Consider the following 26,518-nt stretch of genomic DNA (forward strand, 5'->3'; position numbering starts at 1 on the left):
GTTCTGGTTCAATGAGGAAAGCCGTCTTGCATCCGACACACACGCTCGACATTTTTGAAAAAAACAGCTTTCCCAATTTTGGTTCGCTTCGGATTGAACCAAGGCTGATTCAATCGACTTGGACGTCATTGCGGCCGCGATCAGCCTCGGCCGAAACGCTTGTCGATTTTTGCGATGCTACCCCGTGTTCAATTGGCGGGTTGCGCGTCGGCACTCCACTGGTTCTTGGCAAACGCTTTATCAAGCGGCGTTTGCGCAACGTGATTGGTGTAGTTCGACAATACCTTGTACGCGGTGCCGACAATCACATCGAAAACCGTTTGCTTCGTGTAGCCAGCGGCCAATAGGGCTTCGACGTCACTTTCGTCGGGCCAACCACGACTGAGGTTGACCTTCTCGGCATAAACCCGCAGGGCTTCGAGCTTGGGATCCGCGATCGGAGTGCCTTCGCGAAGCGAGGTGATCACGTCTTCGTCGATATTCAATCCCTGCATGATCGACGTGTGAGCGGCCATGCAGTACGTGCATCCGTTGAGCCGATTGTTGGTCATGGCAATGATCTGGCGCTCAGTTGGACTCAAATTCGTCTTGTTGTCAAAAATCTCGGCAACCGTTCGGTACGCTTCCAGCAGCGCCGGCGATTCCGCCATTACCGCATGCAAGTTCGGTACAAATCCGTACGCCTTCTTGCTTTTTTCCAAAAGAGGCTTGCTCTCACCAGCGTCTTCGATCGAGTGCACTGCAAAATCGGTCATCGCTTCTATCTCCAAATCAATTTGACTGGTCGGTCAAAACCAGGGTAAAAAAAGGGAGGAACCTCGCGTCTCGCTCGCATGCTCGGCTCCTTGTCCCGCCAAAGCCAATTTGCGGGCCCCATTCACTATACGGGTATAGACCGATCGGTCAAGACTATTCTCGACAAGGCGAGGAAGCGTGATCACGTCAACGGATGCCCGATTTCAACAGCCCCCGTGGTGCTTTACTGAATGACTGCCCTACAGACAGGTCAATCATCGCAAATCAATCATCGCCCATCGCGGCTTTGATTAACGCGATAAAGCCCAGCACAAACAAGACAGGTGGGTAAAAGAAGATCACGCCTGCGGCGAGCCCACCAAAAAACCAGACCAACGCGATGATCATCATCAACAGCCCGCCCATCGTACCGCCGCTAAAAAACGAGCTGCCACCGCGGTCGCCGCTACTTCCGTTTCGGCGATCTTTGGCAATCTGCCGCTGCGCCTCGGCAAGGTGCGAATTGGCGGTCGCGCTGGCCGGAGTTTGAGATGCATAAGATCCCGGGTGCACTGCAGCTGGACTGGCGTATGGGTTCGCATGAGCCTGCATCGCCATGCCTGAGGCCGATGAAAAAGCCGCAGCCGGATGGACCGGCAGATCGTCCAACCAGTCATTGCTGGCAGCCGCGGCCAAAGAAGTCGGCGCTGGGGAAGTCGGTGCCGGAGAAGTCGCCACCACCGGGGCGGCGACGGCAACCGAGCCCGCGTGAGCGTCCCCGAGCGGCACCTTGTTGACTTGGCCGCAGGGACAACGAACCGATTTGCCACGCGCTGACAGCGGAGCCGCCAAGCGTTTGCCGCACCCGAACGATTGCGTCAATTTACCGTTGGTCGCGGCTACGTTACGAATCGCACCCGATCCAGCGCCCGCGGATCCGCCGACGCTGGGGACGCGAAATTGTTGCCCACAAGTGCATTTGACTTGCTTTCCCGCCAATTCGGGCTTGGACTTCAGCACACGACGACACGCAGGACACGCAAATTGCGACATAACATTTCACCTGAGAGCGAACCGCAAACAGGCGTCCCCTGCCGCGAGAAGCAAAGGATACCCACCCGAGCTCGCTAGGTCAAATTTTTTACGTCACAAGGTTTTGCACGCCGAAAACGGCGAGTGAATCAGGTCGTCCAATCAAGCCCATAGGGCAACTGGTTCAAGCACTCCGGTTGGCCTTCGGTGACAACCAACATGTCCTCCACTCGGACGCCGCCGACTTTGCGACCGTATAGACCTGGTTCGATCGTGAACACCTCACCCTCGAGCAATTCGCCTCCGCCGTGGTCAAGCAGAATGGGCTCGTGAACATCCAGCCCGATGCCGTGCCCCAAACCATGCTGGATGCTCGCTTCGTCCGTGATCTTGCCGCGTGAAAGCTTGTAGCCGTGCTGCTTCAACACGTCTTCAGCTGCTTGATTGACGTCGTTCGCGGAATTGCCGGCAACCAACAATTTCGCGGAATTGACTCGAGCGAGGACGACCGCATTGTGCATTGCCGCGACGGTTTCCGACACTTGACCGTTGACCACGGTCCGCGTGCAATCCCCGTTGTAATAGGTTGTTTCATCACGCGGGTACAGGTCGACGATAATCGGCTGCTCGGTCAAAAGCGGCCCGGTTCCGCTGTGATGACAATCGGCAACTTCGGGTGCCGATGCCACGATCGCACCGTGCGACATGCTGAAGCCACGCTTCATGAACTCGAGCGCTGCAAGGCTTCGGATCGATTCGCTGGTCAACACTTCGCCGCCATGGTAGAGCTGGCCCTGCGCATTGACGCTCGCGTTGGCGATTCGCTCGCACATCATTCGCATCACCTCTTCGGTGACCGCTTGAGCTTTGCGAAGGTATTCGATTTCCTGGTCCGATTTCACCCGTCGATCGAGCACACCGAGATCTTCGTCGTACTCTAATTCAATTTCGGCCTGCTGCAGATGCCAGGCAAAAATGAATGGCAACGAACGGTCTGCCCTGACGCGTTCAACGCGTTTGGATCGCAACACTTGAACCAGCGCTTGCGCGGTTGCGGTTTCGCGGTCCGCACTCAACCCAAGCGGGGGCTCGTGCTCGGCGGGGCAGGTCACATGATCAACTCCACTGTGTTTGCGGACTCGATCCATTTCAAGATCGCGGACCAGGGCAATCGTGTGCCCCCCCAAGTCGACCCAGGCAGCGGGGTCACCCAATGGCACATGAATTCGTCGGTACAGAGACGGATTTTTATTGGGAAAGCCAGCAAGAACGGAAGCATTCATAATCAAAGAAACGTTAAAGGAGCGAGAAGCAGGAACTGAAAACTTAGATGAGCTGGGGAGCAACCTCTAGGCTAACAATTTATCTGATCGCTAGCTAATGCCCGGAAAGCAATAGGCGAACAGGATTGTAAAAAACAATGCCGAAATCCCCATCGCTGCCGACATCGGCGAGATCACGCGAAGTCCCTCGGATTCAGTCATCCCACTCATGCGGGTGATCACCCAAAACCCGCTGTCGGTCATCCACGAAATCGGCTTGCTTCCGGCACCAATGGCCATCGCCAAATAGACCGGATGAAACGGCAGCGAATCGGAATTTGCAAACCCTTGCAATACTCCTGCGGCCGTGATCATGGCAATGGTCGCCGATCCCTGCAGCGTGCGAATCGACGTGGTGACAAGAAACGCGAGCGGCAGCAACAGCAGCCCAGGCACATCGCCCGCCAACTCCGCGACCGCTTGTGCGATTCCGGCTTGATACAGCATCGCTCCGAAGGCACCGCCGGCTGCGGTGATCAAGATAATATTCCCAGCAGAGCTCAACGAACGATTCACGAGTGATTTTCGTTGTCCATCGGGACAATACCGAATCAGCGACATCGCCAACGCCGCCCCCACCGCGATCGCGATATTTTTATCGCCCAGGAACTCAAGCGACCGAGCAACCCCAGCGGATTCGATCCAGCCGGCTTCGCTGAAATAGCCACCCACCGATCCGATGCCAATCATCGCTACCGGAACAACGATCGGCAACACCGACGCGATCAATGAGGGGCGTGGTGTTTCGCGATCAACGTTTGAGAGTTCATCCTCAGAGGCGTCGGAATCCCCCTGGTCGATCGATCGCAGCGGGACATCCACGAGATGATTGATGATACGGGCCGCCATCAACGAGAACACGCTGCTGCAACCGCCAATCGCAAGCCCGGCAATCATCATCGTTGCGATATCGACCCCGATAATCTCAGCGACTTGCAGTGGCCCCGGCGTGGGCGGCACCAACGAATGTGCGATCGATCCGCCCGCCATAATCGCCATCAGAAAAAGCACGTAGTCTTTGCCAAGTTTGCGGCGAAGCGACCGTGCGAGCGGGACCATCAGATAGAAGACCGTATCAAAATAAACGGGTATCCCGATCACAAACGAGCTGGCCGCGATCGCCTCGGCCGCTCGCCGTTGGCCTGTCATACTGAGAATCGAATCCACGATTCGCGATGCTGCGCCCGATTCAAGCAGACATTGACCAATGATGCTGGCCAATGCGATCAGGATCCCAATCTTGCCTGCCGTCTCGCCAAACGCCGTCGCCAAACGAGATTGTGGCGACTGGGCTGTGAATGATTCCGCTGCTTTTGCGGTCATTTTACCACTGGCAAGTTGCGTTTGGGCATAACGATCCAAACTGGCGTGGCTCGACAAACTCGCCACCAACAAACCGGCCAACAACAAGGTGAGGAAAGCGTGAAGACGAAACACCAGAATGGCCACCAAGACGACCACCACCGAAAAGGCGACCACCCACCAAACATCGATTCCAGTGTTCCATCCGGAAGCCTGGGCGGAAATCGGCTCGCAGACGTCTATTGCTGAAGCGGTGATGTTTGCGATCGCGGTGCCCGAATGCGCAAATAATTGACCAAACATGTGTGGCATTGTGTCCAATATCGACTTCCTGGGATGATGCTGTCCTTGGCGACGGTGCCGTATCGCCTTAAATTGACACGGCTACTGGAATTCCAGTACAAAAAGCCGCAGAACACCCGACATGCAACCGCGTGCCGCCGTCGCTTGCCAGCGTCGTCCGACGCTTTAGCAAACCGACCGAAAAATGAGTTGCCATGTGGGGTGAGCCCATTTGCTCACCCTTATAGGACGAGCAAGCGTGCCCATCCTACCATTACGTGGCAGGTCGTTGCGAAGCGGCTACGATATTTGTCAAGCAGAGACGGAATGCTGCAATAATCCGTCAAATCGCACTTGTTGCGGCCTAACCTCTTTCACATGCAAAGCAAGACGACCGACGTGGCTAACTTGACTACCAACCCATCGTTCTATCTTCGGCACGAGTTCGCGATTCGCCGATTCCATTCCTTGATTGGGATCGTGCCTCTCGGGCTGTACATGGTCATTCACTTGACGACCAACGCCAGCCTGATGAACAGCCCTGAAAGCTTTCAGCGTGCGGTCTATATGATCCACAGCGCAGGCAAGGCGTTGCCGCTCATCGAATGGGTTGGAATTTTTATTCCACTGTTGTTCCACGGCATTCTTGGCGTGTGGATCGCAAAAAACGCCAAACTGAACACTGGCCACTATCGTTTTACTGGCAACCGCCGTTATGCATGGCAGCGATACACCGGGATTGTCGCGTTAGTGTATTTGTTCTTTCACATTTTGCATTTGCATGGCTGGTTCCACTTTGGCCCCTATTTGGAAGTCATCCGCCCGCTGCAGTTTGCCGCATTCAAGCCTTACAACGCCGCCAGCACCCTGGTTGAATCGATGAACCAATGGGGCGGGTTTGTGTGGCCTGCGTTTTACCTCGTTGGCGTGATGTGCTGCGTCTATCACTTGGCAAACGGGCTATGGACCGCGGGCATCACCTGGGGTCTGTGGATCACACCCGCTGCACAGAAGCGAGCATCAAAAGTTTCGGTGGTGTTTGGTGCCGTTCTTACGGTTATTGCTTTGAGCGCATGGTGGGCCGCAGTGGCACCAAGCCCCGAAGACGCGGTTCGATACCGTGAGATCGAAAACCGCATGTACGAGGCAAACCTCGAGTCGGGCGTGATCTCGGATATTCCCGAAAAACGCTATGAAGAACCGGCGACCGAAGCTTCGTTGACGCCCGAGACATCATCCCCCACGGCGGACGCCGACGCAAGCGAGACGGATTCCGTTCAATAATCGCCCCAATCCTCGATGACGCAACTTGACCATCCCCATCCAAGTTGGCGTCGCAAGACCCCTTAAGCAACTTCCACAAAAAACTGTTTGATTTGAATTATGTCTGAGCATCGTGTTGTCGTAATTGGTGGTGGACTTGCCGGACTCGCAGCCACCATGAAGTTGACGGAGCTGGGGGTAAAGGTTGATTTGCTCAGCCTGACTCCGGTGAAACGCTCGCATAGTGTGTGTGCGCAAGGCGGCATCAACAGCTGCAACGACGCGACTCGGCAACTTGGCGATGACGAGTGGAAACACTTGGATGACACCGTCTACGGCGGTGACTTTTTGAATCACCAACCGCCTGTCAAAGAGATGGCCTATTGGGCTCCGAAAGTCATCGATTTGATGGACCGTCTTGGCGTCCCGTTTAACCGTACGGGCGAAGGTTTTATCGATCGTCGGCGTTTCGGTGGCACGCTTTACAAGCGAACCGCGTTCGCGGGTGCAACCACGGGTCAACAGTTGCTGTACGCGTTGGACGAACAAGTGCGTCGCGCCGAAAACGACGGCATGGTCAAGAAGTATGAGTTTTGGGATTTCCTTGCTCCGATCAAAGACGATGACGGACGCTGCCGCGGCGCGGTCGCGCAAGACATGGTTTCAATGGAAATCAAAGCGTTCCCAGCCGATGCGGTCGTCGTCGCGACCGGTGGCTGCGGATTGGTCTACGGCCGCAGCACGATGAGCGTCTTCTGTACCGGCAGCGCCGCAAGCCGATGTTTCCAAGCAGGTGCCAAGTATGCGAACGGCGAATTCATCCAAGTTCACCCCACCGCCATCCCAGGCAGTGACAAACTGCGATTGATGAGCGAATCGGCGCGTGGTGAAGGAGGACGGGTGTGGGTTCCGCGAAAACCACAAGATCCTCGCGAACCAAAACAGATTCCTGAAAACGAGCGTTACTACTTCCTCGAAGAACGCTATCCTGAATACGGCAACCTTGTTCCGCGTGACATTGCGACCCGCGAAATCTTTGACATCTGTGTCAATGATGGTTTGAGCGTTGACCCCGACAAGATGTGCGTCTACCTCGACCTGACCCACATCGAACGCTCGGAACTTGACCGTAAACTCGGTGGCATCTTAGAGATCTACGAAAAATTCCAAGGCGTCGACCCTCGCGACGAACCGATGCGAATCTTCCCCGCCGTCCACTACAGCATGGGCGGATTGTGGGCCGATTATGTCAAGAGCGACAACGGCGGGCTCGAACCCGGTGCACCGCAGAATCACATGACCAACATCCCTGGCTTGTACGCGATTGGTGAGTGTGATTACCACTACCATGGCGCAAACCGGCTCGGTGCCAACTCGCTTCTGTCATGCATCTTCACCGGCTTGTTCACCGGCCCATCGATTTTGAACTACGCCAACAGCCAAACCAGCGGCGGCAACGACGTGCCTGCGGCGGTGATCGATGCGGCAGTCGATGCTCAGAAGAAACGACACCAAGATTTGCTAAACGGCAACCCCGGCAGCGATGAAAACCCGTACCTAATTCATCAAGAATTGGGCGATTTGATGACACGCGTCGCGACGGTGGTTCGCCGCAACGACCAACTCGCCGATGCGATCGAAAAGATCCAAACGCTACACGAGCGTGCCATGCGAGTGAATCTATCGGACACCGGCAGCTGGACCAACCAGAACGTGATCTTTGCCAAAGCACTTCAAGACATGTTCCCGCTTGCGAAAACAATCTTGAAAGGTGCGTTGCAGCGTGACGAATGCCGCGGAGCCCACTACAAACCCGACTTCCAAAAACCGTCCCTAACATCGGATGATCCCGTCGAGCGACGTCAGCAAGCCGAGGCTTGGTGTGATGCGTTTGAAGAAAACAACCGCAAGTACCTGAAGTCGACAGTGGCATCGTGGAATGCAAACACCAAGATGCCCGACATCGTCTACGAAGACGTCGACACCTCACTGATTCCGCCGCGACCACGGCTGTACGGTTTGGTTGGCGCCGAAGAGATCGAAAAGGTTTGGAACGAGCGAGCCAAAGCCGCGGTCGCCCAGTAACCACACCGCACGCAACGTGCAATTGACCGCTCGATCGCGTGGAAACGCGAGTCAGGATCGGCGTCACCGCGAACCTGCATGACTTGATTGCCAAGCTAGAATATTATTGTCTCACTGAAATTCGAATTCACCATTTTTGCCATTGTTAGGATCGACGGATGAATGCCCTCGAACCCAATTTGAAGAAACGTCCCGAGTTCATCAACGTTCGCGTTCGTCGCCAAGACGCTCCGGGGAAAGAACCCTACTGGGAACTTCACAAGATCAAGTACGAACCCGAATTGAACGTGATCAGCGTGTTGCAGCGGATCGCTGCTCAGGCCAAGACGTCCGACGGCAAAAAGGTCAATCCAGTCGCGTGGGATTGCGGATGCCTCGAAGAGGTTTGCGGCGCATGCACGATGGTCATCAATGGCCGTGTACGACAAAGCTGCAGTGCGTTGGTGGATCGCCTGCTGGCGGAAAACGGTGACGAACTTGTGCTCGAACCGATGAGCAAGTTTCCGGTCATCCGTGACCTGCAAGTCGACCGAGAACGTCTGTTCCACAACTTGTCGCGAGTCAAGGCTTGGGTGCCGGTGGACGGCTATTACGACATGGGCCCCGGCGAACGGGTATCACGCGAAGACCAAGAACGAAACTATCCACTGAGCCAATGCATGAGCTGCGGTTGCTGTTTGGAAGCTTGCCCGCAATTTTTGAAGGTGGAACCGGAACGGAAAGAGGGGGAATCGGACGAAGCCTACCAAGCACGCAAGGATGCCGAATTCGACGAGAGCTTTGTCGGCCCGCATGCGATCTCGCAAGCGATGCTATTCAACAACCACCCCACCGGAAAAACGCTTGCCGATGAACGCCTTGAAGCGCTCACCGGACCAGGCGGGATCCAGGTCTGTGGCAATGCTCAGAACTGCGTGGCGGTATGCCCGAAAGAAATTCCGCTGACCACGTCGATTGCCAGAACAGGCCGTGCCACCACGCTGTACGCGATCCGCAAGTGGTTTGAAAAATAACCCGCGATCGCCGCGTCTGCGTTACGCCAGCACTGGCGTCGAGTGGACCATCAATCGCTTGTGATCACGCACCACACGCATGAACTCGTCCTCATGCACCGGTTTGCGAATGTAATCGTGGACACCAAGGGCATTGCATCGCTGGCGAATGCACTCATCTTCGTTCGCCGTCAAAACCACCGTGGTCAGCGCGTCGGTGTTGACGTCGCTGTTTTGCAACAACTCGATCACATCGATTCCCGAGCCGTCGGGTAGATTGAGATCGAGCAACAGCAGATCCGGTCTTGGTGCACGTGCGAAGACCCCTTCTTGTCGCAAAAATTTGATCGCTTCGCTGACACACCGCACCAACGTCAATCGGTGATGAACCTGGCTACGGCGAAGTGAATGAATCGTAACACGTGCATCCATTAGGCCATCCTCGACCAACAAGATCTCCATCGGCTTGAAACGTGAGCCTGAATGCATGGAAAAAAGCTCCAATATTTAATCTTGTGAAACGGGTTCAACCCGCGTGATGCGAATTCTCGATCAATCCATTCTCGGCTTGCTCGTGCTCTTGCAATTTTGCGTCAAACGCCTGAGTTTGATCAACCAGCTCTTGGACACAAGCCGCAATCGCACCTCGATACTGAAGCTCTTCGGCTTTCTCGATCAATTCGCTTAATTGTAAGTACAGGGAACAATGCTGGGCCATTATTTTTTCGGCCGCATTCACTTTACACGAACTAAACTCGGGTGCGACTTCGATATACCCGTAGGCCTCTTCAAGGGCAAACTGCAGAGCCATCTTATCTCGAAGCTCATTCAACAACCGAACTAAATCTCGCGTGACATGGGAAGGCTGTTCCACGTCTTCACAAATTTGACGCACATGGTGAAGCGTATGCCAAAATTCAGGATGACTCTCTTTAATCTCCTGAAGAAAAGCGGAATTGACCACGAGCGTCTTCTTCGCTGAACTGACGGTCGATACGACTGTAGCCATGGAAAGCCTCCGTGAATGTGAACAACGCGACGGCATAGGGTGAGAATAGGTGCAGGTATGACACGGAGCAGAAGAAACGTGTTCCCGCATTGCCGCTTCGTAAATTTTAACCGCCCGCGAAGAGCAGGGTCAAGCATTTCGCGACTTTCGGCTCACCCGGGGCAACTTTCCTCCCTCCCCCCGACAGAACGGAATGCACAAAAATCCCCTGTTTCGCCGAACCAACGCCGCAAAACCCCTCGCAAGTGGCAGCCGTGACCCCTCAGGCAACATCGTTTTGATCGCGACGCTTTATGGCGATCGGGGACTGGCTGATTAGACTCGCTTGGACGCGAGGAAGACGAACCTACGGACCGCGGATTCGGATGCGAACCAAGCGATCGCGAGTGTGTTGCGATGAAACGCGGACAGTCGACACGCTCCGCTGCACAGAATCGCAACCAAGGACTTCGCCGTTGCAGTCGCTCGCGGCGTCAATGCGGCGCCGTCGCCTGTAAATGGGTCGGTGTGAACTGCTGGATCACTACGTGCGGAACGTTTGCTTGCTGTGCCTGAAGGTGTTTCGCAGGCCCAAAAAAGCCAGTCAGTTTGCGGATATCCGCACCTCCATCGCAACCCATCTTTGTTACAAAACATGTAACGACAAACCTCGCGTGGGGTACACGTCATGTGATGCACAATGTTGCGATGCAGTGTGTTGACGGAAGCCACTTACAAGCAGACCAGAGGGTAGATCAACCGACCGACAAACAACAGACACACGTCGGGCTTAGCGGCGACCGACGCACTCACGATCAACCGACTTCCCTGTCGCATCACCGCACTTGCATGACCGTACTTGCATGACCGCACAGTATCACCAACCAAAGAACCGTTGATGAACGACAGATATAGCACCGCGGACACATTTATAGCGAGTGGCTTGCTGCTTGGGTTGGCATTCACGAAAAAAAATTTCACCATCAACAAAACCCAATTTAATGACGCTATGCTTTAGTGACGCCGCAGGATCGTGAGGTGACGACCATGCCGCCACAACCATTGCCATCGTTGTTTGACACGCTGACGAACCGCACTCGGATTCACGGCCGAATAAACACAATCATGATTGATAAAAAACGACACGCTCGCGCTGCTAGCTTTCATGTTCTAAGTAACGCTGATCGCGAATCTTTGTCATCAAAGCATGACTGCACCCAGGGTCGTCATGTCAACACATGCAGTTCGGTTTTGAATGCACTTCGTCCCACGGATCAAGCGAACTCTGTAGAGCATACAATCCAAAAAAAAGTTTGTGTGATCAACACGTGTATTTTGCGGAACTTTCGTCATCATCAGCGGTGTCTCTTCAAAACTCTTTCCGGATTGTTGTTGACATGGCGAGCGAGTGTCGCCACATTCACGCTCGATCTGAACGTTGACTTAACATCACTGATCAACACGACGATTAAGAGTTGCTTGCACATGACTTTTCTTAAACAATTTGTCCGACAGCTCTTGATGCAGCGTCAGAATGATCTAAGTATACTTGTCACTCGGATCACCCCTTATCGACCACAACTAATCACTAGCAGGGTTGCCTAGAACCATCAAACAAAGCGAAGGACTTAGCGTTGCGTTGATGTGTTTGAATCACCCCTTACTTCGAAATCCAACTCAGATAACTACGTACCCCGAATGAATCAGGGTATCGCAAATCGTTAAGAAGGAACCTAACGACAAGCAATTGGGAGCTTCCACTGATGGATCGATTGCGAAATGAGTCGCCCACAACTCATGTACATGGATGTCGCTCCCATTTTTTTACTGTTTCGTTGCGTTGAATCGAAATCGTTTACGGCTTCATTGTTATTCAACACGACAGACGCACGATCGATTGGCGAAGGATCACCAACCGACCCGAACGTCGAATAGTAAATCGCGAAGCTGGCGGCGCACGACGCAATGCCAGCTCGCGTTTTTTTTTGCCGCGACGTCTCTCTACCGGCGTCTCACTCTACAATCGCGGCTTCGCTGGCACGACTGAATCTTGCCACGGCGCAAACCCTTCGATCTGTGTCTTGCGGCGAAATACCCGTGTGCCACATGTCACGTACAGCGTCTTTGCATCCGGTCCCGCGAACACGCAATTGGACAAACGGCCTTGCGAATGCGGCCGGTCGATGATGACATGCACACGTCCCGGTTGATCAAACACTTGCACCCCAAGCGATGATGCAACCAATAGTGAACCGTCTTTGGCCATCGTGACGCCATCGGCTCCGGTATTCAACTCATCCTGGGGTTGGTGAACGTAGTAGTACGGCTGACCAAATGACAATTTTCCGGGTTGCTCGATCCGGTACGACCACACGTAACGGCCCACCGCATCGACCACCACTAAGAAACGTTTATCGGGCGTCACGGCAATGCCGTTGGGCTTGCCGGGTATCGCGTCTGACTTGCCGCCGGCGACCACGGCCGGCTTGCCGCCGTGAGGCAGGTACCAAACCGCAGGCTTCAAGGGGTCCGTGAAATAGATTCCATCGTCAAGCACGACAAGGTCGTTGCAGCCGACGTCTGATGCAATCACGGTTTGCGTTCCATCGGGTGCAATCCGCGAGATCTTTCGCTCGCCGTTTCGCGCCGCGTACAAGTTGCCTTTGGCATCGAACATCAACCCGCTGACTCCGCTGATGCCATCGACGAATTTCGAGGCACCTTTGCCATCGGCGTTGACCTTCCATATCTCTCCGGCCGGGCCGTCAACGAAATAGACGCTACCATCGGGCGCAACCGCGGGGCCTTCGGTATAGCGATGCCCCTGGCTCACCAGTTCCCATGTCTCGCCGGGAATCAAACGATCTTTTAATTCGGGATGCTCGCCGATGTTGACCTCGATCGGCTTGTCAACGTCTTGCCAAAGCCAACGCAACGCATCCGGCATGATCGCCGCACCGTGCTTGCCATTGTGACCTCCGTCACCCCACTGGTTCTTGACTTGATACCCGGCCCACTGCAGCGCCGAGAGCATGGTTTGATTGGCGTTCCACCAACTGCCGCCGTAGATGTCGAGATCGTTGCGACCGTCTTGTAAAAAGACACGAAGCGGCTTCGGTTCGGTCTTGCGAACGAGCGTTGGATACTCGTTACCGCCACGCAATCCCACGTACGTCCCAACCGTGCTGAAGACGCGGCGGAATTGATCGGGTCGATGCCATGCAACTCCAAATGCGGCAATCGCGCCGCTGCTGCTGCCGCCGATCCCCCTCAAATTTGGATCGTCCGTGATGTTGTATTTTTGCTTGACGACCGGCAACAATTCGTCAATTAAAAACGTGGCGTAGCGATCGCTGACGCTGTCGTATTCGTAACTGCGATTGAAACGCGACTGCGCGTCATCACCGCCCGGCACGATACCGGGGTTGACCATCACCGCGATCGTAACGGGCATGTCGCCTTTGTGAATCAAGTTGTCAAACACGACCGGCACTCGCCAATTCCCATTCCGCTTGAAGTACCCACCACCGTCTTGAAACACCATCAACGCCGCAGGCTTGTCGGCATCGTATTGAGCGGGAACGTAGACGAAATAGTCACGCTCGGTTCCGGGGAACACCCGACTGCTTGTGAAGCGATACGACTCGACACGGCCTTCGGGAACGCCGGGTTGGGTTTGCGAGTCGGGGTGTAGCGGATACGACTCGGCAGCTAGCGCGGGGGTTGCCGCAATCAGCAGAACCAGAAACAGAATTCGCCCTAGAATGGGGCCTGGGAAAGCGACCACTGTTTTTCGCATGTGTGGTTCCTTGGCAAGTTGTTGGAGGGAGATGGAGGGAGGGTTGTCTTTGCTTGACATCCCATGATAATCAAAAGCGATGATACCACTACGCGACAGCATACCGAGCCGCACGATACCCGTGATCAATTACCTGATCATTGTGTTATGCACAGCTTCGTTTATGGCCCAATTGGTGTCCGAGGGCCGTGGCGGCCGAATCGCCGAACGCTATGGCATGGTGCCCGCGCGATTGTCCAACGCTGATGTCGATCCCGTGATCAGCGAACGCGTCGGCATCCAAACTCCGTTTGGGATCGAAGTCCGTACGATCACCCGCGAACTAGCGCCGTCGCCGATTCCGGCATGGATGACGTTGCTTACTTGCATGTTTCTGCATGGCGGTTGGATGCACTTTCTTGGCAACATGTGGTTTCTGTACATCTTTGGCGACAACGTCGAAGACCGGTTGGGGCACTTCGGTTACGCGTTGATGTATCTCGGTACGGGGATCGCAGCGTCGCTGTCCCATTTCATTACCGATCCTGCTAGCCCGATGCCGACGATTGGCGCAAGCGGTGCGATCGCGGGGGTGATGGGGGCCTACGCATGGCTGTATCCACATGCCAAAGTCCAAGCGTTGATCCCGTTGATCATCATCTTTTACGTGATCGTGGTGCCGGCCCCCTTGTTCTTGGGAATATGGTTCGCGCTGCAAACGTACAGCGGCATCAGCGCGGTGGCCGGTGGTGCGGCAACCGGCGTTGCATGGTGGGCCCATATCGGTGGATTTGCCGCTGGGGCGCTATCAGCGGTCGCGATCGGACGAACGCCGCTTGGACACGAAGCGGTCACCGAGCGACGGTTCTGATTCCTGCCTACGAGATTCGCGAGTCGTCGAAAAAAGGCATTGGCGAAATCAATGCGACGAACAAAACTCGTGGCGAGTTTCGCTACCTTGGTTTGCCTCGATTTCATCTACGATAACGATGCGTTAGCCGAGATTCTTCAGCACACCGTTGCTGTCGCCAAACTTGTCCGCCTTGACGCCCATCTCTTGCAGCATCCATAGATACAGATTGCACAGCGGCGTGTGATTTTCGTAGCGGATGTGACGCCCTGTTTGAATCCGGCCATTGCCATTGCCGGCCAACAAAATCGGCAAGTCATCGTGATTGTGCCGATCCCCGTCACTGATCCCGCTGCCGTAAACCAACATGCAATGGTCCAAGAGCGTTCCATCGCCTTCGCTGATCGAACTCAACCGCTTGAGCAGGTAGCCAAATCGATCAATATGGTATCGATTGATCTTGGCAATCTGTGCCTGCTTGTGTTCACTTTTGCCATGATGCGACAATTCATGATGGCCCTCTTTGACGTCAATGTCGGGATAGCTTCGATTGCTGCCGGCATTGGTAAACATGAACGAAATGATTCGTGTGCTGTCGGTTTGAATCGCAAGCGTGATCATATCCATCATCAATTCGGAGTGCTCCTTTAACTCTTGTGGCACCCCGCTGGGTCGAGGGTAGTCGGGGACTCCATCCTCCGAAATACGCAGTCGTTCGGCACCCGCCAACCGCTTTTCGACATCACGGACGGCGTACAAGTATTCGTCCAATTTTCGTCGATCGATTTCGGGAAGTGTCTTGTGCAGTTGCTTGGCATCTTCGAGCACAAAATCGAGCACACTTTTTCGGTACTTCTCACGAACGCTTTTCGCTCGGCGAGTTTCTTTCGTCGTTTGTCCGGCGAACAGCCGATCGAACACGGCGCCGGGATCCACTTCTTTGGCCATCGGATTGGTCGGACCTCGCCACGACATGTTCGATGCGTACGCACAGCTGTAACCGCTGTCGCAATTGCCTGCTTGCGCACTTGCTTCGAGTCCGAGTTCGAGCGAACCGAATCGCGATTGACCGCCAATCTGTTCCGCCGCCACTTGGTCGACCGAGACACCGTTTTGGATATCCGCGCCGTTAGTCTTTTTAGGATGAGCTCCGGTTAGAAACGCAGCGACGCTGCGCGCATGATCGCCGCCACCGTCACCATGCGACCGAGCGCCATCAAGCGTCAAACCTGTCAACACATTGAATTTCGATCGATGTTCGGCCAACCGCTGCAACGTCGGCGTCATCGTGTACTTGTCGCCTCCTTCGATCGGTTTCCAATCCGGCATGTGCATCCCGTTGGGAACGTAGAAGAAGCCCATCCTGAGCGGGACGTCCGCAGGATTGGATGTCGCCGCCAACAACCGCGTCGATGACATCGAATCCAATAACGGAAGTGCCATCGAGGCGCCCATGCCGCGTAACAGCGTTCGTCGCGAAAGTGATTTCAACATTTTGGATCGCTTCTCGTTAAGTAGGGTGGGAACGTGTACGCTTGCAAAAACCAAGGTCGCTATTCGCGTGAACCTTGCCGTTGGAAAGGCTCGCTTTGGATGATCGCGACCATCAGATAAGCGAACCGGTATTGATTGTCCTTCAATTCCTGGACGATCTTGTCGATGGCGCATTTATCATAATATTCGGTGCCGCGGCCGGTCGCATAAATCAGCATCTTCTCAGCCAAACAGCGAACAAATTGTTCACTCCGCTGACTCGAAAGCAGTTTGCGAAGATCGTCCACACCATTGAACTGAGTTCCATCGGGCAATTTTCCCGATGGATCAATCGTGTCGCCTCCGTCGCGAGTTCGCCATTGCCCGATCGCATCAAAATTCTCGAGCGCAAACCCCAGCGGATCCATCATGTTGTGACACGCGGCACAGGCGGGGTTTTCGCGATGCTGTTCCATCCGCTCACGCAGCGTGCCGCTCAATTTGCCTTTGTCTAACTCGGGAACGTTTGGGGGCGCTGGCGGTGGCGGGGTGTTCAGCAAATTGTCTAAGATCCATTTGCCTCGTTTGACAGGACTGGTTCGCGTTGGGTTACTGGTCACCGTCAACACACTTGCATGGGTCAACAAACCGCCGCGTGGAGTGCCCTCGAGCGAGACTTTGCGAAACTGAGATCCGCTGACGCCTTTGATTCCATAAAATTTTGCCAGATCCTCGTTCATGTAACTGAACTTGCCGTCGAGCAGCGTGGTCACGGGCAGATTACCTCGCATCACCGCAGCGACAAAGGTCAGCGTTTCTCGCCGCATCCAGTGCCGCATCTCATCGTCGAACTCAGGGAATTGACGTTCATCCGGATTGACCGCGTCGAGGTTTCGCAGCTGCAACCATTGTCCAGCAAAGTTTTCAATGAACTGATTCGCACGAGGATCGACAATCATGTCACCCACCTTACGCAACAGCTCGCGGCGGTCACGAAGTTTGTTTTGATGGGCCATCGACAACAACTCGTCGTCCGGCATGCTGCTCCATAAAAAATACGAAATGCGGGTTGCCAATTCGTATTGATTGATCAGCGGCAGTTCGCCCGACGCATCGGGCACCGCGTGTCGTTCGACTTTGAACAAGAAGTGCGGCGACACCAAAATTGCCTGCAGCGCTACTTGGATTGATTCTTCAAAACTGCCTCCGTCGGCACGGACCTGCGCGGCAAGTTCGGCCAACCGCCACACTTCGTTCTTGGTCGCGGGACGTCGAAACGCGCGGCTGGCCAACGGGGCTAACACTTGAGCCGTCGCTTGCTCGGGCGAAACCTTACTGCTCGGCCGCGTGAATATGATTTTCTTGTGCATCGCCGGCAACTCACCGACGGAAACCGGCAGCGACGATTCCTCTTGAGCAGACACATGCACGTGATACAGATGAAAGTTGCGATCGATTTTGCCCGCCACGTAAAAATCGTTGATAAAGCTGATCTCGATTTTTCGCGTGCCGCGGATCAGACGAAACTCGACGTCATACTTCTCCATCTTTTCACTAGGGATATCGACGACTTGGCTTTTCCTGCCGTCATCGACCTTGATTTTCACCGGTTCGTCGCCGCCCTGATCTCCACCTGCGGAAAGCGTCAACGTGTACTGTCCCGTAAAAGGAGCCTCAACTTCGAGCGTCACCGAACCGTGGCTGGACATGCTGATCCGGTGACCACGTTTGTACTTGTCCGCTCCATCCAACGCGGTCGCGGCCACATCGAGTTCATAGATTCGGGGCGGCAACGGCGTGCGAATGGTTTCACCTGAAATCGTCTCGGCGGCGTCCAAGTATTTTTCTAACAAGATCGGCGGCAAAGAGAGCACATCGCCGATATTGTCAAAACCATACCCCACATCGTCTCCGGGGAATCCGAAAGCCGGTTGGTAGTCCACTCCCGTCAAATCTCGGATCGTGTTTCGGTATTCCTGACGGTTCAGCCGCCGCAGCACGACCTTTCCCGCGTTGGGATTTTGCACACAGTTGACCGCATTTGCGACCTGGTCCAATAGCGTGATCATTCGCTGACGCGTTGCCGCGTCCATGACGTCACCATCTTCGGGCGGCATGCTGCCGAGTTGGACTTGCGCGATCACGCGTTTCCACAAGCTGCGATTCGATTGCATCTTGGCTGCCGAATCGTCATCGACCAACGACAACTCGCTGCCCGAATCGTGACAGTCAAAACAATACGTGCGTAACAGCGGCATCAAGTCATCACGAAACGTCGCTTCATTGGACGGATCGTCGGCGTCAACCGAAACCGCAAGCGATAAGACCGCGATCACGACCAGACTGATTCGCCGACCGGCCATAGGAAGCCGATTCGCGATCGTATTGAAAACGAACTCGATCATTCGTACTCGCAGGGTGGGATGGGGAGAGCGCGGGTAGGTTGGCGTTTCCATTATAAGAAATATTTTGCCACAGTGGCGATCAATCTTCGTTGCTGCGAGTCAAATGGCCACTTCGATTGATCGCCAACAACAACCACATCATCACTGAAAAACTCATCATCATCCCCAGCAAACCGAAAACGCTCATTTCTTTCATACCCAACACTGATTGCTCGGGGAACAGCAGTGGGGGCACCTTCATCGCCAAAAGCAGGGAGGATCCCAAGAACACCGCGCTTGCCATCAACCCCAACACCATCCGGTTGACTGTTGGTCCGATCCGTTGATGTTCCAGCGTCAGCCGCATTTCGCCTCGGCGTGCTTGCTGCAGCAGCGTCAGCACCTCGTCCGGAACCACCTCGAAAAAGTGCTCGGCTTCGAGATAGATCCGTCTTGCTTGACGCACTCGTCGCCGCGGACTGAGTCGTCGCAGCATCGATTTACGAACAAATTGGTGCACGATATCGAGCGAGTCAAATCCGGCCCCCAACTCGCGTAGCGTCCCTTCCAACGAGATCAACATCTTCAACAACAACGCCGATTGGCTGGGCAATTGAATTGCATGCCGATGCAAAATGTCACTCAATTCGTTTAACGCACCGGTCAAATCAAAGTCGCTTAGATGTTGCCGCCCATACGTCCCCACAAATTCGGCAACGTCAATCGCTAACAACGATTCGTCCAACGTGGGCGGAGCGTCTCCGATACGGCGAATCAACCGAGTCAACCGGTTCTGGTCACCGGTGGCAATACAGCCCATCATCTCTTCGATGCTTTCGCGAAGCGTTTCATCGATGCGGCCGACCATCCCAAAGTCGAGGATCCCCAACCGCCCGTCGCGGAGCAACAACAGGTTTCCGAGGTGAGGATCCGCGTGAAATAGCCCCTCATCAAAAATCATCGTCAAGTAGATGCGGGCGATCGATTCGGAAAGCTGGTGCCGCTCACCATCAAGCGTAGCATCGACCGTCAATACACCCCCGTGATGGCTGTCGGACAAAACTTTCGAAAGTGGCTCGCCAGCCAATTCGTCCATCACCAACACGCGTCGGGTGCAGAGTTCGCGGACGGGCTTTGGAACCACCACCTTGGTGCTTTGCGACGAAAGCATCTCGGCGAATACCTCGAGGTTTTGTCGTTCGCGTCCGAAGTCCAATTCACGCTGCAACATGGTGGACATCTGGGACACCATTTGGCATGGCCCCCAAGCGGCGAACCCCTCGACCCGTTCGGCGAGCTGGGCAAGACCGCCAAGCACTTCCATGTCTTGCCGAACGGTGCGTTCGATATCGGCGCGTTGGACTTTGATCACGACGTGGCGACCATCGTTCAGCGTTGCGCGATGGACTTGTCCGATCGACGCGGTGGCAAGCGGATTGGGATCGATGAATTGAAATTGGCTAAGGTATTGTTCGCCCAATTCCTTGGTCAGCGTCTGACGCACTTTTTCGATCGCATCAGGCTGAACATCCGCGCGCAGTCGCTTTAGTTCGTTCCCCAACTGCGGACCGACGATATCGGGTCGTGCCGCCAAGATTTGGCCCAGCTTGATAAAGGTCGGGCCAAGATCGGTCAACGCCATCCGCACCCGTTCTTCGCTCGAGTATTGCGACAGCGGTACTCCGCTAGAATCCTTGAACGAATCGCGAAACGGCAAACTTTGATAACGGCTCAGCCAATCGGCCAGACCATAGCGACGCAGCACCGCCAAGATCTCTCGCCACCGCTTCAAATTGCGGTACAGCTGCGGGATGGCAGTGATTTTCATTAACAAAACGAAACGCCGATCGGTGAGGGAAAGTGATGCGCAGGAAAACGGGGGGCAGCGGTGGCAAAACGCCAACCATTCCCACTGCCTAGGGGGACTTTGCTACATTCACACCATTCTAATGTGAAACACTCTAAAACCATTCGCTGTTTAACAGGAGATCTTGTCTTTGGATTGGTGGGAACCGCTTTTATCGACTTTGCGGCTCATAACCGTCACAATCGTTGGTTCGCTCGCCATCGGGGTGCCCGCGGCGTGGGCGGCGTCGACGCTGGCCCGCTGCGGCCGGTCGGGCCAGATTGTTGCCAAGGGGTTCGTGATGGCGGCGATCGCGGCGATCGCGATTCCCATGATTTTGCATGCCGCCGCCTGGGAAGCAACGGCGGGAAAATTCGGCTGGCTGCCGCTGACTCAAACGGCAACGCAGTCGTGGGGCGGATTTGCAGGTCTGGTCGCTTGCGGTTGGATCCATAGCGTCTTTGGTGCCGCGATTGTCGCGATCGCCACATGGCACGGCACATCGCGGGTCCCCGTATCGATTCTCGAAAACGCGTCGATCGATACCACGTCGCTGCGATGTTGGTGGACGATCCAGTTGCCGCTGGCGTGGCCCTGGGTGCTCGCCGCGACGATTTTGAACGCGTCGCTTGCCGCTACCGAGATGACCGTCGTCAATCTGTATAGCTATCGCACCATTGCCGACCAATTTTATCTGTTGTATGCCGTCAATCCGGATCTCGTTTCGATCGCTACCACCACCGCGCTGCCGCTCGGTTTTGCGGTCGCGCTAGTCACCGTGCTGCTTGGTCGCATGCGAACACGCCAAACGGACTATCGCGGCGAGCATGGCAGATGGCCCAGCACACCGAATCTGTTCGACCGCCCGTCACGCGGGGTTCAAATCATTGCAGCGGTCATTTTGACCATGTGCGTCGTTGTGATGTTTGTGTTACCAGTCGCCGGATTGGTAGCCAAAGTGGGGCACGATGTGATTGTCGATGGCGAGCAACGGGTTGCCTATTGGTCGATGTCGCGATCGCTGCACGAATTGGCTGCCGCGCCGACAACGTTTGCCTCGGAATATCAATGGACGGCGATATTGGGAATCTGCACCGGCATCTTCGCCACGCTGATCGCTTGGCCGCTTGCCGCGGTCGGTCGCCAACGCCCCCGTTTCGAATCCGTTGTCGACGCATTGACGATCCTGCTTTTCTGTATCCCCGGTCCCTTGATTGGAATGTTGGTTGTCCAGACGTTTCAGTTTCCGATCCCCGGTTTTCGCTTTCTCTATGAAACCACGATCCTGCCGACGGTGTTGGCGATGTCGGTCCGCGCCCTCACGATTGCCTATTGGATTCTGCGATCCGGTTACCACGGCATTGCCGATAGCGTATGGCTTAGTGCGAGATTGGACCTGAGTCTCGGGCGTCGGGTCTGGCAGGTCGATCGCCCCTTGATGGCGCGAAGCGTCGTCATTGCCATGCTGGCCGCAGGCATCATCGCATCGGGCGACGTTCCGGTCACGTTGCCAGTCGCTCCGCCCGGGGTGTCGACCGTGGGAACCCGGCTGTTTGGATTGCTGCACAGCGGGGCTCGATACCAGGAAGCCGCGTTGGCGCTGTGGTATCTAGGCTTCATCGGGCTTGGGATCACGCTGGTTCGCACCTTGACCCGCTTCCGATCTGATAGAATCCAATGAACCGTGGTGTATAGACTTTCGGCCGATTGGCCTACCCGAGCTTGCCGCACGCCATTATTTCCCCCAATCCAGCCTCCTCCAAATCCTGCCTTGGCCGGTCCTGCTCTTTGCCGGTCCTATCGTTCCAATTTCCCCCCTTCCTTCAATCTGACTCGCCATGCACTCACGAATTCGCACCGCAGCCGCCTATTGCCTGCTTTTTTTCGCTGCTTACGCCAACGCAGCCGATCCCCGTGATACCGCGAACAAGCCCGACACTAAAACGATCGTAGACACTGAATCAATCGTGGACACCGGTCGTGGCGATCAACTTGTCAATGAATACTTTCGCCGCGAAACCGAATTCATCAGTGCCACCACGTTTGCGGACATCAAAACACTCGACGATTGGGAACAACGCCGTGATGGTTACCGCGATCAACTGCACGAGATGCTCGGACTCTCGCCGCTACCCGAACGCACGCCGTTATCGCCTGTGGTCACCGGTTCAGCGACCGCCGAGGACGTGGTGGTCGAGAATGTCCATTTTCAATCGATGCCAGGCCTGTACGTGACCGGAAACCTTTACCGGCCCGCGAAACAGGACGGCCCACTTCCAGCGATCCTGTACGTTTGCGGGCATGGCAAAGTAAAGAAGGACGGAATCAGTTACGGCAACAAAACCTACTACCAATATCATGGCGGCTGGTTTGCCCGTAACGGCTATGTATGTTTGACCATCGACACGATTCAGTTGGGCGAAATCGAAGGGATTCATCATGGCACGTATCGTGAAGGGGCGTGGTGGTGGAACAATCGCGGCTACACCCCCGCCGGTGTCGAAGCTTGGAACGGGATTCGGGCACTGGATTATTTACAGTCTCGGCCTGAGGTCGACGGCGAACGGCTAGGGGTGACAGGTCGCAGCGGAGGCGGGGCTTATTCGTGGTACATCGCCGCCTTGGACGAACGCGTGAAGGCCGCTGTCCCCGTGGCCGGCATCACCTCGCTTGAAAATCATGTTGTCGATGGTTGTGTCGAAGGTCATTGCGATTGCATGTACATGGTCAACACCTACCGATGGGATTATCCGATGGTCGCCGCGCTGATCGCGCCACGTCCGTTGTTGATCTCGAATACCGACAAAGACTCGATCTTTCCGCTCGACGGAGTAGTCGACGTCTATTCCAAGGTACGTTCGATCTACAAGCTATACGACCAGGAAAAGAACATTGGGTTGCACATCACCGAAGGCCCTCACACCGATACTCAGGAACTTCGTATCCACGCGTTTCGGTGGTTCAATCGCCATCTGAGATCTGACAACGCGCTGATCAACACGACCGCGACGCCGCTGTTTGAAATCGAGCAGTTAAAGGTGTTCGATTCGCTGCCGCACGATGAGCGGGTTACCAGTATCGACGAAACATTTGTCCCCCAATGGGATTCCAAAACCTCTGGAAAAACCAACAAGTCAACATCGGAGCAGCATGATCAGTGCATTTCACTTTTGAAAAGCAAAACGTTTGGCGGTTGGCCCGCCGTCGCCGAATCGCTCGATACGAAAACGATCGCAGAACAACAAATCGATGGGATGAACGTCGCTGCAATCGAGTTCACCTCGCAGTCGCCCTACCGTTTGCCCCTGTTCACGGTGGCCCCAGCGTCATCGGAACAGGCGACGATGGTGAACGTGGTTGTCTTGGACCAACAATCGTGGCAACGCGTCGCCACGGGATTGGCCGTTGCGATGCCGCAGCGGTTTCGCGGCGTCACAGCCGATAACGAAACGTGGAAACAATTGCGAGACGACTCGCTAGTCGCGCCCACGGTCTACGTGGCTCCTCGCGGGGTGGGATTCACCGAATGGACACGTGATCCGGTTCGCCGGACTCACATCCGCCGACGTTTCATGTTGCTCGGCCAAACCGCAGCGGGAATGCAAATTTATGACGTGCTTCGAGCGTTGCAGGCGATTGAGACATTGCCTGCGTTTGAATCCGCGAAATGGACGCTCCACGGCCGAGCGGAATCAGCCGCTTGGTCGCTACTGGCCAGCCTATTCAACGACCGAGTCAACAAACTCTCTTTGGCAGATCTGCCGATTACAAACCGTGACGCTCCCGATTTGCTGAACATCAGCAAGTTCACCGAAATGTCCCAAATCGCGGCAATGGCCGCCAATCGAGTGCAGAAAATGGAGATCAGCGGCAGCAATGTGGAACAGTGGAAAGCGGAGTTTTCGGAGATAAAAAACGAGGACCTGGGCGTCACATTTTCCAACGATTTGTCGAACGGACGCTAAAAATCGCGGATTTTCGCTGCACGGATTTCTCTCAGCAATGCCGCCTGCGTTCCCCCCACAACTTGGTTGTCTGGCGAGATCGACGTGACCACGACTACAATGAGGTAGAGTTCGCTTGATCGGTTCGCTGATCAAGCTTTCGCTGCTCGTCTTCAAGGTCATCGAAGGAACACGTCACGGATGCTTCAAACCGTCACCCCACTTCTATTCATCGGCTCTCTCCTGATCATGCTCGGCAGCGGCAATGCGTGCGGCTTCGAGACGATCCAGTTCAAACCTGGGACAGGATCCGATGACACCGCTCCGCCCCGCACGGTGGTAGGGGAGTTGTTGGTCGAGGCACAGGATGGGGGGCTGTTGGTTCAGGCAGACGACGGACGGATCTGGACGATCCAGCCCGAAAATTTAATCAAACGCACAAGCAACTCAGACCCTCTCGTCCCGATCAGTGACGAGCAGATGATCCAGCGAATGACCAAAGAGATGCCGCCGGGATTTTCGGTTTATCAAACGGCAAACTATTTGATCATTCATAACACTGACGAAAATCACGCCCGGTTGGTGGGAAGTTTGTTCGAACAATTGTATCGCAGTTTTTTTTCCTACTGGAAAAATCAGCGGTGGGAATTGCCTGAACCGCGGTTTCCCTTGGTCGCGTTGTTGTTGGATGACCACGATTCGTTCCTACAGCACGCAAAAAACGAAATTGGTGAATCGGCAAATTCGGTCATCGGTTATTACCATCTCGCCAGCAACCGGATGACCACGTTTAATGTTCCTAATTGGGAGCGAAACATTGCCACGATCATTCATGAAGCGACCCATCAACTCGCCTACAACTGTGGCCTGCAGCGGCGTTTTGCTGACAACCCGATGTGGGTCAGCGAAGGCTTGGCGATGTTTTTTGAATCACCCGACCGTCGTAATGCGAAGGGATGGCGAGGCATTGGACGCGTCAACCAAAAAAACCTAGCACGCTGGAACAGCTATCTGCCAACCCGCCCCGATGAATCGCTGGCGACGCTGATCGCCGATGACTCGCGATTCCGCAGCCCCGCCACAGCCGCCGATGCGTATGGCGAAGGCTGGGCGTTGACCTATTTCCTGCTCAAGACGCACCGCGAAGAATTCGTCAACTACCTGCGACAGCTCAGCGAAGTCAAACCGCTTGTCGAGTTAAGTAAACGCGAACGCATTGCGATGTTTGAAACGGCGTTTGACACCACGCTCGAAAAGCTCGACAAACAATTTCTGACCTACATGCGCCGCGTACGTTAGCGCCGGACACGCATGGGACGCGCTGGGCGGAATTCGGCTGCCACTTAAAACAGACTTGGCACAAACATTCGCTCAGGCATTTGGATGCGTTGGTAATCGTCGCTTCGTTCGCGCTGCGGCAATTCAATACTCTCGGTTTGCACCTCGGTGTAGGGCACTTGGCTCAAAAAGTGGGTGATGCAATTAAGTCTTGCTCGCTTCTTGTCTACCGCATCCACGATCCACCATGGTGCATGAGCGGTATGCGTTCGCTCGAGCATGATTTCTTTTGCGATCGTGTACTGTTCCCAGCGTTTGCGTGATTCCAAATCCATCGGACTCAATTTCCACTGTTTCAATGGGTCGTGAATGCGGCATTGAAAGCGAAACTGCTGCTCTTCGTCGGTGATCGAAAGCCAGTATTTGATCAGAATGATTCCCGAATCGACCAACATTCGTTCGAACTCGGGAGCAGTGCGAAGAAAATGCTCATATTCGTTGTCGGTACAAAACCCCATCACTCGCTCGACTCCGGCGCGGTTGTACCAACTGCGATCGAACAGGGCGATTTCACCGGCGCCGGGAAGATGGTTGACGTAACGCTGAAAATACCACTGGGTCTTTTCTCGCTCGTTGGGGGCCGGCAGCGCGACGACACGGCACACGCGTGGATTCAATCGCTGGGTGATTCGCTTGATTACGCCTCCTTTGCCCGCCGCGTCACGCCCTTCGAACAATACGGCGACACGCGTGCCGGTGGCAACCACCCAATCTTGCAGCTTGACCAGTTCCTCCTGCAGCCTTAGCAGCTCGACAAAGTAGCGACGGCGAAACCGTGACTTACGGTCCGCCAAATTGGGACGCGCGTCCTCGGTCATCGCATCTTCGCGTTCCAGTTCGAGCTCTTCATCAATCGAATCCAAGATCTCGTCTCGGATACGTGAATACAGTGCTTCCCCCATCA

The 26,518-nt window shown here is 55.0% G+C and carries 18 protein-coding genes; 7 read left to right on the plus strand and 11 right to left on the minus strand.

Annotation, left to right across the window (positions count from 1 at the left end; genetic code table 11):
• Positions 1–188: 188 nt before the first annotated feature.
• From ABEA92_RS06700 to ABEA92_RS06715, 4 genes are all read right to left on the minus strand, one after another.
• A complete protein-coding gene (locus ABEA92_RS06700) occupies positions 189–755 on the minus strand; it encodes a carboxymuconolactone decarboxylase family protein (RefSeq protein ID WP_345683033.1) in 567 nt (188 codons plus the stop codon).
• Between the two features lie 265 nt (positions 756–1,020).
• On the minus strand, positions 1,021–1,788 hold the full coding sequence (locus ABEA92_RS06705; protein WP_345683034.1) for a hypothetical protein: 768 nt from the start codon (positions 1,786–1,788) through the stop codon (positions 1,021–1,023).
• Positions 1,789–1,916: 128 nt separating this feature from the next.
• Positions 1,917–3,050, minus strand: coding sequence for a M24 family metallopeptidase (locus ABEA92_RS06710; RefSeq protein WP_345683035.1), 1,134 nt, complete (start codon positions 3,048–3,050; stop codon positions 1,917–1,919).
• 90 nt (positions 3,051–3,140) lie between these two features.
• Entirely contained in the window at positions 3,141–4,694 is a 1,554-nt protein-coding gene (locus ABEA92_RS06715) for a GntP family permease (RefSeq protein WP_345683036.1), read from the minus strand.
• A 378-nt stretch (positions 4,695–5,072) separates the two neighbouring features.
• On the opposite strand from ABEA92_RS06715, the gene ABEA92_RS06720 reads away from it, so the two are divergent.
• The 3 genes from ABEA92_RS06720 (at position 5,073) to sdhB (ending at position 9,034) form a co-directional block, all read left to right on the plus strand.
• The gene (locus tag ABEA92_RS06720; RefSeq protein ID WP_345683037.1) at positions 5,073–5,957 is read left to right on the plus strand and encodes a succinate dehydrogenase cytochrome b558 subunit; all 885 of its coding nucleotides are present in this window, start codon (positions 5,073–5,075) and stop codon (positions 5,955–5,957) included.
• A 99-nt stretch (positions 5,958–6,056) separates the two neighbouring features.
• Entirely contained in the window at positions 6,057–8,021 is a 1,965-nt protein-coding gene (gene sdhA / locus ABEA92_RS06725) for a succinate dehydrogenase flavoprotein subunit (protein ID WP_345683038.1), read from the plus strand.
• Between the two features lie 158 nt (positions 8,022–8,179).
• The gene (sdhB, locus tag ABEA92_RS06730; protein ID WP_345683039.1) at positions 8,180–9,034 is read left to right on the plus strand and encodes a succinate dehydrogenase iron-sulfur subunit; all 855 of its coding nucleotides are present in this window, start codon (positions 8,180–8,182) and stop codon (positions 9,032–9,034) included.
• A 21-nt stretch (positions 9,035–9,055) separates the two neighbouring features.
• Here the strand turns inward: sdhB and ABEA92_RS06735 are convergent, their stop codons facing one another.
• The 3 genes from ABEA92_RS06735 to ABEA92_RS06745 all read right to left on the minus strand — a co-directional run bounded on the left by ABEA92_RS06735 (position 9,056) and on the right by ABEA92_RS06745 (position 13,800).
• Positions 9,056–9,502: a response regulator gene (locus ABEA92_RS06735; protein WP_345683040.1), complete on the minus strand. Its 447-nt coding sequence runs from the start codon at positions 9,500–9,502 to the stop codon at positions 9,056–9,058.
• Positions 9,503–9,539: 37 nt separating this feature from the next.
• Positions 9,540–10,022: a hypothetical protein gene (locus ABEA92_RS06740; protein ID WP_345683041.1), complete on the minus strand. Its 483-nt coding sequence runs from the start codon at positions 10,020–10,022 to the stop codon at positions 9,540–9,542.
• A 1,996-nt stretch (positions 10,023–12,018) separates the two neighbouring features.
• Positions 12,019–13,800 (minus strand): SMP-30/gluconolactonase/LRE family protein, encoded by a 1,782-nt coding sequence (locus ABEA92_RS06745; protein WP_345683042.1) that lies wholly within the window; start codon positions 13,798–13,800, stop codon positions 12,019–12,021.
• A gap of 79 nt (positions 13,801–13,879) precedes the next feature.
• Here ABEA92_RS06745 and ABEA92_RS06750 point away from each other — a divergent pair, with 79 nt between their 5' ends.
• Positions 13,880–14,650, plus strand: a complete 771-nt coding sequence (locus tag ABEA92_RS06750; RefSeq protein WP_345683043.1) for a rhomboid family intramembrane serine protease — start codon at positions 13,880–13,882, stop codon at positions 14,648–14,650.
• Between the two features lie 123 nt (positions 14,651–14,773).
• Here the strand turns inward: ABEA92_RS06750 and ABEA92_RS06755 are convergent, their stop codons facing one another.
• The 3 genes from ABEA92_RS06755 to ABEA92_RS06765 all read right to left on the minus strand — a co-directional run bounded on the left by ABEA92_RS06755 (position 14,774) and on the right by ABEA92_RS06765 (position 20,314).
• Complete coding sequence (locus ABEA92_RS06755) at positions 14,774–16,123, minus strand: DUF1552 domain-containing protein (RefSeq protein ID WP_345683044.1); 1,350 nt, start codon at positions 16,121–16,123, stop codon at positions 14,774–14,776.
• A 59-nt stretch (positions 16,124–16,182) separates the two neighbouring features.
• Positions 16,183–18,507: a DUF1592 domain-containing protein gene (locus ABEA92_RS06760; protein WP_345683045.1), complete on the minus strand. Its 2,325-nt coding sequence runs from the start codon at positions 18,505–18,507 to the stop codon at positions 16,183–16,185.
• A 79-nt stretch (positions 18,508–18,586) separates the two neighbouring features.
• The gene (locus ABEA92_RS06765; RefSeq protein WP_345683046.1) at positions 18,587–20,314 is read right to left on the minus strand and encodes an ABC1 kinase family protein; all 1,728 of its coding nucleotides are present in this window, start codon (positions 20,312–20,314) and stop codon (positions 18,587–18,589) included.
• A 199-nt stretch (positions 20,315–20,513) separates the two neighbouring features.
• On the opposite strand from ABEA92_RS06765, the gene ABEA92_RS06770 reads away from it, so the two are divergent.
• The 3 genes from ABEA92_RS06770 to ABEA92_RS06780 all read left to right on the plus strand — a co-directional run bounded on the left by ABEA92_RS06770 (position 20,514) and on the right by ABEA92_RS06780 (position 25,575).
• Positions 20,514–22,013, plus strand: coding sequence for an ABC transporter permease (locus tag ABEA92_RS06770; protein WP_345683047.1), 1,500 nt, complete (start codon positions 20,514–20,516; stop codon positions 22,011–22,013).
• 157 nt (positions 22,014–22,170) lie between these two features.
• Positions 22,171–24,297 (plus strand): alpha/beta hydrolase family protein, encoded by a 2,127-nt coding sequence (locus ABEA92_RS06775; RefSeq protein WP_345683048.1) that lies wholly within the window; start codon positions 22,171–22,173, stop codon positions 24,295–24,297.
• 180 nt (positions 24,298–24,477) lie between these two features.
• Complete coding sequence (locus ABEA92_RS06780; protein ID WP_345683049.1) at positions 24,478–25,575, plus strand: DUF1570 domain-containing protein; 1,098 nt, start codon at positions 24,478–24,480, stop codon at positions 25,573–25,575.
• A 44-nt stretch (positions 25,576–25,619) separates the two neighbouring features.
• Here ABEA92_RS06780 and ppk2 read toward each other — a convergent pair whose 3' ends face one another.
• Complete coding sequence (gene ppk2 / locus ABEA92_RS06785; protein WP_345683204.1) at positions 25,620–26,516, minus strand: polyphosphate kinase 2; 897 nt, start codon at positions 26,514–26,516, stop codon at positions 25,620–25,622.
• Positions 26,517–26,518 lie beyond the last annotated feature (2 nt).

The organism is Novipirellula caenicola, from assembly GCF_039545035.1.
GTDB lineage: Bacteria > Planctomycetota > Planctomycetia > Pirellulales > Pirellulaceae > Novipirellula > Novipirellula caenicola.

What these genes read in the sequence shown, in the direction of transcription:
- ABEA92_RS06700 (WP_345683033.1), bottom strand. Translation starts at nt 755, where the DNA reads ATGACCGATTTTGCAGTGCACTCGATCGAAGACGCTGGTGAGAGCAAG.
- ABEA92_RS06775 (WP_345683048.1), top strand. Translation starts at nt 22,171, where the DNA reads ATGCACTCACGAATTCGCACCGCAGCCGCCTATTGCCTGCTTTTTTTC.
- ABEA92_RS06780 (WP_345683049.1), top strand. Translation starts at nt 24,478, where the DNA reads ATGCTTCAAACCGTCACCCCACTTCTATTCATCGGCTCTCTCCTGATC.
- ABEA92_RS06760 (WP_345683045.1), bottom strand. Translation starts at nt 18,507, where the DNA reads ATGATCGAGTTCGTTTTCAATACGATCGCGAATCGGCTTCCTATGGCC.
- ABEA92_RS06745 (WP_345683042.1), bottom strand. Translation starts at nt 13,800, where the DNA reads ATGCGAAAAACAGTGGTCGCTTTCCCAGGCCCCATTCTAGGGCGAATT.
- ABEA92_RS06705 (WP_345683034.1), bottom strand. Translation starts at nt 1,788, where the DNA reads ATGTCGCAATTTGCGTGTCCTGCGTGTCGTCGTGTGCTGAAGTCCAAG.
- ABEA92_RS06735 (WP_345683040.1), bottom strand. Translation starts at nt 9,502, where the DNA reads ATGCATTCAGGCTCACGTTTCAAGCCGATGGAGATCTTGTTGGTCGAG.
- ABEA92_RS06750 (WP_345683043.1), top strand. Translation starts at nt 13,880, where the DNA reads ATGATACCACTACGCGACAGCATACCGAGCCGCACGATACCCGTGATC.
- ABEA92_RS06765 (WP_345683046.1), bottom strand. Translation starts at nt 20,314, where the DNA reads ATGAAAATCACTGCCATCCCGCAGCTGTACCGCAATTTGAAGCGGTGG.
- ABEA92_RS06715 (WP_345683036.1), bottom strand. Translation starts at nt 4,694, where the DNA reads ATGTTTGGTCAATTATTTGCGCATTCGGGCACCGCGATCGCAAACATC.
- ABEA92_RS06710 (WP_345683035.1), bottom strand. Translation starts at nt 3,050, where the DNA reads ATGAATGCTTCCGTTCTTGCTGGCTTTCCCAATAAAAATCCGTCTCTG.
- ABEA92_RS06740 (WP_345683041.1), bottom strand. Translation starts at nt 10,022, where the DNA reads ATGGCTACAGTCGTATCGACCGTCAGTTCAGCGAAGAAGACGCTCGTG.
- ABEA92_RS06755 (WP_345683044.1), bottom strand. Translation starts at nt 16,123, where the DNA reads ATGTTGAAATCACTTTCGCGACGAACGCTGTTACGCGGCATGGGCGCC.
- sdhA (WP_345683038.1), top strand. Translation starts at nt 6,057, where the DNA reads ATGTCTGAGCATCGTGTTGTCGTAATTGGTGGTGGACTTGCCGGACTC.
- ppk2 (WP_345683204.1), bottom strand. Translation starts at nt 26,516, where the DNA reads ATGGGGGAAGCACTGTATTCACGTATCCGAGACGAGATCTTGGATTCG.
- sdhB (WP_345683039.1), top strand. Translation starts at nt 8,180, where the DNA reads ATGAATGCCCTCGAACCCAATTTGAAGAAACGTCCCGAGTTCATCAAC.